We start from the raw sequence: 10,426 nt of genomic DNA on the forward strand, positions 1-10,426 counted from the left end.
GCGCGCCGGCGCCGCGCACGGCGGCGGCGGCACGGGCTGCGAGGCTGTCCAGGCCTTCGGGCGTACCGAGGCTCGACGGCGTGGCGTCGATCACAGAGAGAAGCCCCCGCGCCTCGTGTCCGCCGTAGGCCGCGTCGAGGCGACCGAGCTGTTCGGCAAGTGCCTTCACGGCGCCGGTCGCGGTGTCACCAGTGAGAGCAACGGGTTTGCGGAACGCGCCGGCGAGCGAGCGCGGCTGCCGCCGCCCCATCTCCACCAGGACAAGGTCGGCGTAGCCGTAGGGCGCGGTGGACCCCTTCTTGGCGCCGGGCGACACGGTGGCGATGAGATGGATGAGATGCTCCACCACCTTCGCCGCCAGGTCCCTGTCGCCGGAAAGGTTGGTCACCAGCAGCGGCACGTCCACCACCACATAGCCGTAGAACAGGCCAGAGGTGAGCTCGGTGTCGAAGATGCCGCCGGAGCCGGCATCGTCGTCGCGCTGTCGCAGGTCGTCGACCACGGTGAAGTAGTCGCTCTCGCTCTCCTGGCTGTGCACCGTGAAGCTGTGCGCCACATGGATCGCCGCGTCCGTGTTCGCCTCGGGGTCGGAGGTGACCATCCGCCCGAACAGCGCGGCCTCCAGTCCGGCCGCCAGATTGCCCGCCACCTCCTTCATGGTGGCAAGATTGCGCTTCCCCTCGCCCTTGCCGATGCGTGCGTCGATGGCCGCCTCGGCCGACTTGGCGTCGGACGCCTCAGAGGCGGCCTCCGCCGCAAGCCGGGTAAGATAATCGATCTCGGGCTGGCCGAGCAGCATGGCCTGGCGGTCCTTCACCTGGGCGCTGTTCTTGCCGTAGATGTGCCGCACCAGCGCCGCGCCGATGCCATCGCGCACCGCCTCCGAACCGCCGAGCTTCGGCAAGATTTCCCGTTCGACGATCTCGCGCGAGCGCCACCCCATGGGCGCGCCGATAGCCTTCAGTGCCCATTCGTCCTCGGCGCGCCGCCAGTGACGCTTGAGGCACTGAGAGGACACGCGGATGCGCGTCGCCCCACCATAGGGCAGACGCTTGGCGAGGCCGGCGTCGTCGCGGTTGAGCAGCACTCCCGGATAGGAGACGAGGCTGTGAATCTGGATGAAGCGCGTCATGGCGTGTGACCTCGGAGGGAGAACAGTCAATCGGCGGCGCTCGCCGCACGGGCTTCGTATTCGGAACGGTAGTAGTCGCCCGCCATCTCCTGGCGGACGCTCGGCCCCCATGTGTCGCTACGCGCGGAGAGAACGAGCCAAGCAGTTGACGGCGCGCTTAGCCGGCCGCCCTTTTGGACCAGGAAGCGAACCGTGCGAGGGAAGAGATCGCGCAGTTCTTCCGGGCTGGCCTGGAGCAGGCGCGTGAACCGTTGCTCCTTGAGACCGGCCTGCTGGAGCGCACGGCCGAGCCGAGATTCGCCGCCGAGCTGCCCCGGCGCGGCGAGCGCGAGACAATGGACGATGAGCGCCCAGTCCCGTAGATCCTCGCGCCACTTCACGCGCTCGGGCGGCAGGTGGCGCGCAAGCAGCCGGTGCAAAGCAGGCGAGGCCAGCGCGCCGCTGGGATCGAGGCGGCGCAGCTCCGCCAGCGGCCCGGTCCCGCAGCTCTTCTCTCCAAGGACGGAGGCGATGCGGCCCGCTATAGCCGCAGGTCCTTCGGACGGCGCGTTTTCGCGCGTGTCGGCAGCGTTGTCGGGCTGGTTCATCGGGCCTCCGCCAGATAGGGGCTGAGCTTCGGATTGCGGCGCGGCGTCCCGCGCATCACCGCCTCCGCCCGCGCCCGCGCCTTGTAGCGCCGCCAGGCTGATTTCGAGCCGCTGCGGTCTGCTTCATCGACAAGTTCAGCGGCTTCGCCGAGCAGATCGGCAATCCAGAGCGCGCGCACCGCATGTGCATCGGCTCCTGGCTCGAACTCCTGCCAAAGACGCGGAAAGAAGTCGCGATCGACGATCTCATCGAACCGCTTCAGGAAACCGGATGCGCGCGCGGCCGCGCCCTTGTCGCGGAAGTCGATTTCGTCCGGACCGTTCTCGAACAGCGCGAGGAGGGCCTGGCCGAGTACGCGGTTCTGGAGAATGCCGGCGAGTTCGACCCGCTCGCGGGCTGCACGAGCCACCGGATCGCTCGCCTTGGCGCGCCCCAAGGGCAGGATGACGGTCTTCGAGATCGGGACTCGGCGCTCGTGCAGGCCCTCGGTCTTGCCCTGCCCGCGCACCAGCGCACGGGCGAGAAGGACGAGGCCCGTGTCAGCGTCCCCGGGCGCAATCTCCTGCAGCGGCGATGGGTCGATGGTGTCGGAGAACACCAACTCCACAATGCGGCGGTAGCCGAAGCCCTCGGCACTGGCGGTGAACACCTTGTCGCCGGCCTTGTCGTGAACGACGGGCGACCAGGGGTCGCCAGTCACGCCACCGGGGATCGGCGCGATGCGGGGGACTTTCGATCCACCGGTGCGAGCCACGAGGCGGCCGTCGCGCGAGGCGAGGCGCATGCGGCGGCACACGTCCACATAATAGGGATCGAGCTCTGACGGCCGGAGCGAGGTCGCGCCATCCCAGGGGATGAGCCAGGAGAGGGCCAGACCCCCAGCCGGCATATAGCCGGGAAACGGCCTTTCCCCGCGCAGCGCAACGAGGCGCTCCATATCACGCCGCAGATGCCGGCCGGGCCGTCCCTCGGGCACGATGGACAGCGCGGCGCGATTGGCGAACCCGCCATTCATGCGGGAGATTCCGTAATTTCCCGCGCCGAGGAAGCCTTCCATGGTCTGCAGCGTCACCAGCGCGAACAGCCAGTCATCGGGCTGGGCCCGCCGCATCACCTCGGCCTTGAGGTCGTGGTTCTTGGCGGTCACCAGCATGTCGAGCGCGTCCGGCGTCTCGACGAGGCTCTTCAAGGCATCGAGACTGCCCTCCGGAAGCGGCGGCTGGAGTAAAGCCGGCTTGTCTGGCGCGCTCAGAAGGCACCAGGGCTCGTCGCCGGGAAAGTCCGACGTGAGGCCCCGAAGCAGCCCAACCCAGGCAGCTTCGTCGGCCGGCGCCTCGCGCAGCCCGGCCGCGAGCAGGGCCAGCGCCCCGATCTGCGCCTGAAAGGCGTGCCACGCTTGGCGCTGATGCGGGCGCAAGGCGCGAAAACTCTCCACCTCGTCCCGCATGAGGGCAGCGATAATGCCGGGGAGGGAAAATGCCGCCGGGCCGCAACCGAGAACGTTCGCACGGATGAGCTCTTCCGTGAGCAGGTTCATTGCAGTCCCCCCAGCTGCAGCGCCGTCCCATTCTGAGACTTATCGGGCTTTCAGCAGTCCCCAGCGTCCGTACTGAAACACCCTGTCTCCCAAACGGAAAGATAGGTGGTGGAATTCGTCCACAACTTCCGATGGGACAGCATCTCCAGGAATTCCCTCCGCAAGAAAACCGGGAAGCCGCAGCGCGCTGATCGCGCTGCCGAACGGTCCGCGGAGCGGTGGATCGAACAACACCATGCGGTCGCCCATGCCGAGCCGCGTTCCGAGCACCTCATCCCGGGGGATATGGCATTGCGAGAACGGCTTTGTCCGATCGATCCGCGCCTGTTCCGCCGCCTGCCTGTGGCTCACTTCCGTGCCCTCGCGCGCGCCGCCGATCGCATCCCATCGCGGGTCGTCCCGCTCCAGGGCGCGTAGGCAGTCGGGGTGTGTCGCGGATTCCACCAAGAGGCGGTTCATATCCGGAATGGTCCAGGTGCGGTGTCGCTCGGCCAGACGCAAAGTTGCTTCGATCACTCGAAGATCAGGATAGATGCCGCCGCCGTCCCCCCGCACGCCGAGCCCGTAGCGCGTGAGCGCCGAAGGCCGGGCGATCAGATCGCGGTCGGCCGGCGTCAGGAGGACCATGCGCGGCGTCCCGAAGCCGTCGGGCCGCACCCGCGCGTGGCGGTGCAGCCGGCCGATGCGCTGCAGCAGCACATCCACGGGCGCAAGGTCGCTCAAAAGCAGGTCCGCATCGAGATCGAGGGAGATTTCGAGCGTCTGCGTGCCCACCACGATGATCCCCTGCCCGCTCGGCCGCGCCTTGCCCAGCCGCTCCTCCACCGCCGCATCGAGCAGCCAGCGATCCTCGACCGCGAACCGGGCATGGTGCAGCGTGTTCACGCCGGCCACGCGGAACAGCAGGCGACTGTCCGCGCCCGCCAGCCGCTCCAGCGCCTGCGCCACCGCGATTGCGCCGAAGACCGTGTTGCGGACCACCAGCACGGCGGCGCCGCGCTGTGCTGCCGCGAGCGCGCGGGCCGCGATGGCGTCCGCATCGGCGAGGATTGGCGCGACCTCCACGGCGACCGGCTTCGACAGCTGCCCGTCCCGCGTCACCGCGAGGCGCCGTTCCTGGCCATCTTCCGCCCAGCTCGCCGCAGGATAGGGCGCCGCGACCGCCTGCTCGAACGGAACGGCCGGCGCGCCAAGCAGGTGGCCGCGCATGGCGCTGCCGAGCGTTGCGGAGAGCAACAGCGCGTGGCCGCCCCCCGCCTCGTGCGCATCCAGAAGGTGCCGCAGCAGGGCGCCGGAATAGGTTTCCGACGCATGGACCTCGTCCACCACCAGCAGATGCCGCAGCAGCGCGGCGCCGCGCAGGTGCGCGTGCTTGACCCTGACCACCGACAGGAGGGCCTGGTCGATGGTGCCGACGCACAGGGTCGCAGCAAGAAACCGCTTCGGCCGCTCGGCCGCCCAGCGCTCGTCCGCGTGCTCCGCGGCGTCGCTCCACTGGACGCCGAATTGCGGCAACATTTCCGCCTGCGCCTCGTCGAAGCGCGCCTGCCCAGGGACCGCCAGCACGACGCCCGGCCTTTCGTCTTCCGGGAAGATGCGGTCGCGAAACTGCTTCACGCGCGCGAAGATCTGCGAGGCGGCAACACGGGTGGGCAGCGCGAAATAGAGGCCATCCACCAGCCCCTGCTCGAACAGGAGCTTGAAGCGCCAGAGCGCAGCCTCCGTCTTGCCCGAGCCGGTCTCCGCCTCCAGCACGAGCCGGCGCGACGAGGGCTCGGCCGCTGCCTGCTGGATCGGACGCGGCGCAGGGAGATGGAAGGCGCGCGCAAAGTCCGATCCGGACGCGCGAAGCGCGGCGCGGTGCCCCTCAACGGAAAGCCCGACCCGCTCTAGCGCCTTTGCGGCCGCATCCCTGGCGAAGGAAAAGCGGTTAACATCCGCCCCGTTTGCGAAGGGAAGAAACGCTCGTCGGAGCCGAGCCAGTCCGCCAGCATCAGAAGACCTGCGAAGGCGTGCTGGAATGCCGGTTCCGCTGGCAGCGGCGGGCCGCTTCCGAACGCGGCAGGCATCCACCCGTCCATCTTGGCCCGCATGACGGCGAGATCGGCGATCGGATCGCCATCGGCGCCCGGCGTCCAGTGCCGCCGACTGTCGGGGGGATCGCCCCCCTGGTGTCCACTGCGCAGCCAGGGGCGGCCGTGATGGGCGAAGACCGCGTCGATGAGCGAGAAGTCGTCGGTCTCGAACCAGCTCAGCAGGCGATCAAATCCGAGGACGTCGAATAGCCGGTCGCAAAGCGCGCAGGCCACCGCATCGCTTCCGTCGAACAGCCAGGCCAGTTCGTTGATATGCCCGACCGTTGCGGCGGTCGGACTGGTCCGTGCCCGAAAGCCGCGATTTGCCTTGCCGATGTCATGCAGGAAGGCCAGTGCACACAGGCGCGCGCAGGTCACCTCGTCCAGTTCATCGCATCGCGCGGCTGCGCTCAGGCGCCCCCGGATCGTCGACTGCGCCAGCAACTGCGACATGACGGCTGCGACGTCGGCCGAATGGTCGACCAGCGAATGCCATCGGATGACGGCGCCGGCCTCCCAATGCAATTTGGCCCAAAGGTCGCCCGGATTGAGCAAGAGGCCTCCCCGAATGAGCGCCAGAGGAGCCTATCGTTTCGCATGATGCGCGAACGTGTCGGCGGCTGCATCAGTAGCCAAGGTAACACCAACTGCGGCAATGGCGGTCAGACCGCTAATGCTGGCCTCAGACTGAAGCATGTAGGGCTCTACTGCAGATGGCAATCGCTTCGCCGTGCGGGCACGTGCTGACGCCTTTCAGCGGCGCACGCGCAGGCTGAGTGGCAGCAATATTGGATGCTAAGTGAAGGCGCTCGGCATCGACCGGGCCTCCGTTTCGGACGAATGAATGCGGCGCATTCGCCAAGAGAGCCTGCGCCATGGCAGCAGTGCAATGCTGTGGCGACAAGGTGGCGACAATTGGCGGGAACCATCTCGGCCAACAGCCGTTCCGCAGATAAAAATATGTGTATTATCAGATATTTATGATGGTACAGGTGGGTGGGCTCGAACCACCGACCTCCGGTTCCACAGACCGGCGCTCTAACCAACTGAGCTACACCTGCACGGCATTCCGCGCCCTGAGGGGCGTCGGAGAGCGCGGAACCTACGCGGCGCAAGAACCCATTTCAAGGATTTTTCGGCGCTTGCACCCCGGGAATTTCGGCCTAGCTTCCAGCCCCGATCCAGCACCACAATGGCCGGGAGAGGGAAAGGGCCGGTGACATGAGCGATACGGGCCACCCGCCGGTGCGGGCCATCACTGCCGGTGCGGCGCCGGCAAGGGCCAAGCCCTCCAGCTATCCCGAACCCTTCTTCTCCCGCATGAGCAAGCGGGAGAAGCGCCCGCTCGGCGACCTGTTCGGCCTCACCAATTTCGGCGTGAACCTCACCACCCTCGCCCCCGGCGGCGAATCGGCGCTGCTCCATCGCCATACAAGGCAGGACGAGTTCGTCTACATCCTCGAAGGGGAGCCGACGCTGGTGACTGACGAGGGGGAGATGGTGCTGTCCCCTGGCATGTGCGCCGGCTTCCCTGCGCGGGGGATCGCGCATCAGCTGGTGAACCGCACGGAAAGGGATGTGGTCTATCTGGAGATCGGCGACCGCACCGCGGGCGACGCGGGCGAATATCCCGTCGATGACATCAAGGCTGAGCTCGGCCCCGACGGCAAATGGGCGTACACCCACAAGGATGGCCGCCCCTATTAGGGCAAGAGCCCAAGGCCCGGCAAAAGCCGCTCAAGCCCCCGCATGGGCACAGAGCCCGTGCGGGGGGCTTGATGCTCATTCCGCCGCGGGCGGCGGCGCCACGTCGGGGGCGGGGGCGTAGATCTTCCCGCCGCCGTCGCGGAACTTCTGCGCCATCTGCGCCATGCCGGCGGAGGCGAGGTTGTCGGCCTCGGCGCGGGCGATGTCGCCGGCCTCGATCTTCAGCTCCTGCGAGATCTTCATGGAGCAGAATTTCGGCCCGCACATGGAGCAGAAGTGCGCCACCTTGGCGCCCTCGGCGGGAAGCGTCTCGTCGTGGAAGCGCTCGGCCGTCTCCGGGTCGAGCGAGAGCGCGAACTGGTCGCGCCAGCGGAAGGTGAAGCGGGCCCGGGAGAGCGCATCGTCGCGGATGCGCGCGGCCGGGTGCCCCTTGGCGAGATCGGCGGCGTGGGCGGCGATCTTGTAGGAGATCACGCCCGCCTTCACGTCGTCGCGGTCGGGCAGGCCGAGATGCTCCTTCGGCGTGACGTAGCAGAGCATCGCCGTGCCGAACCAGCCGATCATGGCCGCGCCGATGGCGGAGGAGATGTGGTCGTAGCCGGGGGAGATGTCGGTCACCAGCGGGCCGAGCGTGTAGAACGGCGCCTCGTGGCAGACCTTGAGCTGCTTCTCCACATTCTCGCGGATGAGGTGCAGCGGCACGTGGCCGGGGCCCTCGATCATCACCTGGCAGTCGTACTTCCAGGCGATCTCGGTCAGTTCGCCGAGCGTCTCCAGCTCGGCGAACTGGGCCGCGTCGTTGGCATCGGCGATGGAGCCGGGGCGCAGGCCGTCGCCGAGCGAGAAGGCGACGTCATACTGGGCGAGGATCTCGCACAATTCCTCGAAATTCTCGTAGAGGAAGCTCTCCTTGTGGTGCGCGAGGCACCACTTGGCCATGATCGAGCCGCCGCGCGAGACGATGCCGGTCACCCGGTTCGCGGTCAGCGGCACATAAGGCAGCCGCACGCCGGCATGGACCGTCATGTAGTCCACGCCCTGCTCGGCCTGCTCGATCACCGTGTCGCGGAAGATCTCCCAGGTGAGGTCCTCGGCGACGCCGTTCACCTTCTCCAGCGCCTGGTAGATCGGCACGGTGCCGATCGGCACCGGCGAATTGCGCATGATCCATTCGCGGATGGTGTGGATGTTCTTCCCCGTGGAGAGGTCCATCACCGTGTCGGCGCCCCAGCGGATCGCCCACACCAGCTTGTCCACCTCCTCGGCGACGCCCGAGGTCACGGCCGAATTGCCGATATTGGCGTTGATTTTCACCAGGAAGTTCCGGCCGATGGCCATCGGCTCGGTTTCGGGATGGTTGATGTTGTTGGGAATGATGGCCCGCCCGCGCGCCACCTCCTGGCGCACGAATTCCGGCGTGATGTCGGCCGGGATGGTTGCGCCGAGGCCCATGGCCTGATGGTGCGGATGGGCGCCGCCATTGGCGCGCGCGAGGTTTTCGCGGGCGGCGACATATTCCATCTCGGGCGTGATGATGCCGGCGCGCGCATAGGCCATCTGGGTCGGCCGCTTGCCCGCCTTGGCGCGCAGCGGGCTGCGGCCGGTGAGGTCGAACTGCGGCAGCGTGGAGGACTGACCCTCCTTGAGGCCGTTGTCCTCGGGCTTCACCTGCCGGCCGGCCACCTCCTCCACGTCGCCGCGTTCGCGGATCCACTGGGCGCGCAGCTGCGGCAGGCCCTTGGTGAGGTCGATCACCGCCTGAGGGTCGGTATAGGGGCCGGAGGTGTCGTAGACCTTCAGCGGCTTCTCGCTCGGGTCCGAAATGGCGATCTCGCGCATGGCGACGCGCACGTCGGGCCGCGCGGCGCCCACATAGACCTTGCGGGAGGCCGCCAGCGGGCCGGTGGTGACCTTCAAAGACGAGGTCGAGCTTTCGTCGAGCATGCGGATCTCCTTCAAGCTTGCGCTTCCAGCGAGACCCGGGGGTTGAGCTTCAGGAGACGGCGCGCGGCGGACACGGCGTGTCCGCAGGCACGGGGTTCCGATCCCTTCGCCGGTATGACCCGGATCAGGTTCAAAGGGTCGACGCGGTGCCCGTCGCTGATCGGCGGCAGACTTGCGAAATCTCAGCCCCTTCCGGGACCCCCCTTGGAACGGATCAAGTGTGAGGTAGACCAAAGGCCAATGTCAACGCTGCGTCGCACAAAGCCGGCTCATTTCCGCGCGACGGTCCTTCCTCGCCCAGCGATGGCCGGCGGGAAAGCGGGCATAAGAGGGGGCCAGCCGTGGCCCCTTGCGCGCGCCAAGCCTAGACTTATCTCCCGACCAGCGATTCTGCGGACCAAAGAGCGTGCGCCAATATCACGACCTGCTGAAGCGCATCCTCAATGAGGGCGTGCGCAAGGACGACCGCACCGGCACCGGCACCCTCTCGGTGTTCGGCCATCAGTCGCGCTTCGACCTTGCCGAGGGCTTTCCCCTCGTCACCACGAAGAAGCTGCACCTGAAATCCATCGTCCACGAACTGCTGTGGTTCCTCGCCGGCGACACCAACATCCGCTACCTCAAGGAGAATGGCGTCTCCATCTGGGACGACTGGGCGGATGCGAACGGCGAGCTGGGGCCGGTCTATGGCCACCAGTGGCGCTCCTGGCCCACCCCCGAGGGCGGGGTGATCGACCAGATCGCGCAGGTGGTCGCCGACATCCGCCGCAATCCCGACAGCCGGCGCCTCATCGTCACCGCCTGGAACCCGGCGGACGTGCCGAAGATGGCGCTGCCGCCCTGCCACTGCCTGTTCCAGTTCGCGGTGGCGGACGGCCGGCTCTCCTGCCAGCTCTACCAGCGCTCGGCGGACGTGTTCCTGGGCGTGCCGTTCAACATCGCCTCCTATGCGCTGCTCACCCATATGGTGGCGCAGGTGACGGGCCTGAAGCCGGGCGACTTCGTCCACACGCTCGGCGACGCGCACCTTTATCTCAACCATCTCGACCAGGCGCGCGAGCAGCTCGCGCGCGCGCCACGCGCCTTGCCGCGGCTGGTGCTGAACCCCGCGGTTACCGACCTGTTCGCCTTCCGCTACCAGGATGTGGCGTTCGAGGGCTACGATCCCCACCCCCACATCAAGGCCCAGGTGGCCGTCTGAGCCGGCCGACAGCTTGGCCATTCGGCGCGCGCGCGGAACGTGCTATGTGAGCCGGGCTTGCGCGGCGCGTGTCGTGCCGCTGCGGGCGCGCGGGCGATGAAGCCCGGTTCTTCGAGGGAGGGTGCCATGGCATCGGATGCGGGAAGCCTCTTGGGTCAGCTCTTGGGTGCCGCGCTCAGCGGCGGCAGCGTGCGCGGAGCAGGCGCGGGCCAGGCGGCGGGGCGCGGGCGGCAGCCCCGATC

At 67.9% G+C, this 10,426-nt stretch carries 8 protein-coding genes, 1 tRNA gene and 1 riboswitch; of the genes, 2 read left to right on the forward strand and 7 right to left on the reverse strand.

The window, feature by feature from the left end; translation table 11 throughout:
- From cas7e to AC2W7M_RS12560, 6 genes are all read right to left on the reverse strand, one after another.
- Positions 1-1,132 (reverse strand): type I-E CRISPR-associated protein Cas7/Cse4/CasC (gene cas7e, locus AC2W7M_RS12535; RefSeq protein WP_486132639.1); only part of this gene is annotated, 1,132 nt, incomplete at its 3' end.
- Between the two features lie 26 nt (positions 1,133-1,158).
- Positions 1,159-1,719 carry a type I-E CRISPR-associated protein Cse2/CasB gene (gene casB / locus AC2W7M_RS12540; protein ID WP_486132640.1) on the reverse strand — a complete coding sequence of 187 codons (561 nt, stop codon included), beginning with the start codon at positions 1,717-1,719 and terminating at the stop codon, positions 1,159-1,161.
- Positions 1,716-3,257, reverse strand: a complete 1,542-nt coding sequence (gene casA / locus AC2W7M_RS12545) for a type I-E CRISPR-associated protein Cse1/CasA (RefSeq protein WP_486132641.1) — start codon at positions 3,255-3,257, stop codon at positions 1,716-1,718. The genes casB and casA overlap by 4 nt, the downstream gene beginning before the upstream one ends.
- A 39-nt stretch (positions 3,258-3,296) precedes the next feature.
- Positions 3,297-5,240 (reverse strand): CRISPR-associated helicase Cas3', encoded by a 1,944-nt coding sequence (gene cas3, locus AC2W7M_RS12550; protein ID WP_486132646.1) that lies wholly within the window; start codon positions 5,238-5,240, stop codon positions 3,297-3,299.
- On the reverse strand, positions 5,147-5,887 hold the full coding sequence (locus AC2W7M_RS12555) for a CRISPR-associated endonuclease Cas3'' (protein ID WP_486132642.1): 741 nt from the start codon (positions 5,885-5,887) through the stop codon (positions 5,147-5,149). The genes cas3 and AC2W7M_RS12555 overlap by 94 nt, the downstream gene beginning before the upstream one ends.
- A gap of 429 nt (positions 5,888-6,316) precedes the next feature.
- A tRNA-His gene (locus tag AC2W7M_RS12560) sits at positions 6,317-6,393 on the reverse strand.
- A 160-nt stretch (positions 6,394-6,553) separates the two neighbouring features.
- Between AC2W7M_RS12560 and AC2W7M_RS12565 the strand changes: the two genes are divergently transcribed.
- Positions 6,554-7,039 (forward strand): cupin domain-containing protein, encoded by a 486-nt coding sequence (locus AC2W7M_RS12565; RefSeq protein ID WP_486132643.1) that lies wholly within the window; start codon positions 6,554-6,556, stop codon positions 7,037-7,039.
- Between the two features lie 75 nt (positions 7,040-7,114).
- Here the strand turns inward: AC2W7M_RS12565 and thiC are convergent, their stop codons facing one another.
- Positions 7,115-8,983, reverse strand: coding sequence for a phosphomethylpyrimidine synthase ThiC (gene thiC / locus AC2W7M_RS12570; protein WP_486132644.1), 1,869 nt, complete (start codon positions 8,981-8,983; stop codon positions 7,115-7,117).
- Between the two features lie 84 nt (positions 8,984-9,067).
- Positions 9,068-9,198, reverse strand: a riboswitch (TPP riboswitch).
- 191 nt (positions 9,199-9,389) lie between these two features.
- Between thiC and AC2W7M_RS12575 the strand changes: the two genes are divergently transcribed.
- The gene (locus tag AC2W7M_RS12575; RefSeq protein ID WP_486132645.1) at positions 9,390-10,184 is read left to right on the forward strand and encodes a thymidylate synthase; all 795 of its coding nucleotides are present in this window, start codon (positions 9,390-9,392) and stop codon (positions 10,182-10,184) included.
- The last annotated feature ends 242 nt before the right edge of the window (positions 10,185-10,426 follow it).

The sequence above is a fragment of the Xanthobacter sp. BG11Y11_SDJG genome (assembly GCF_057364445.1).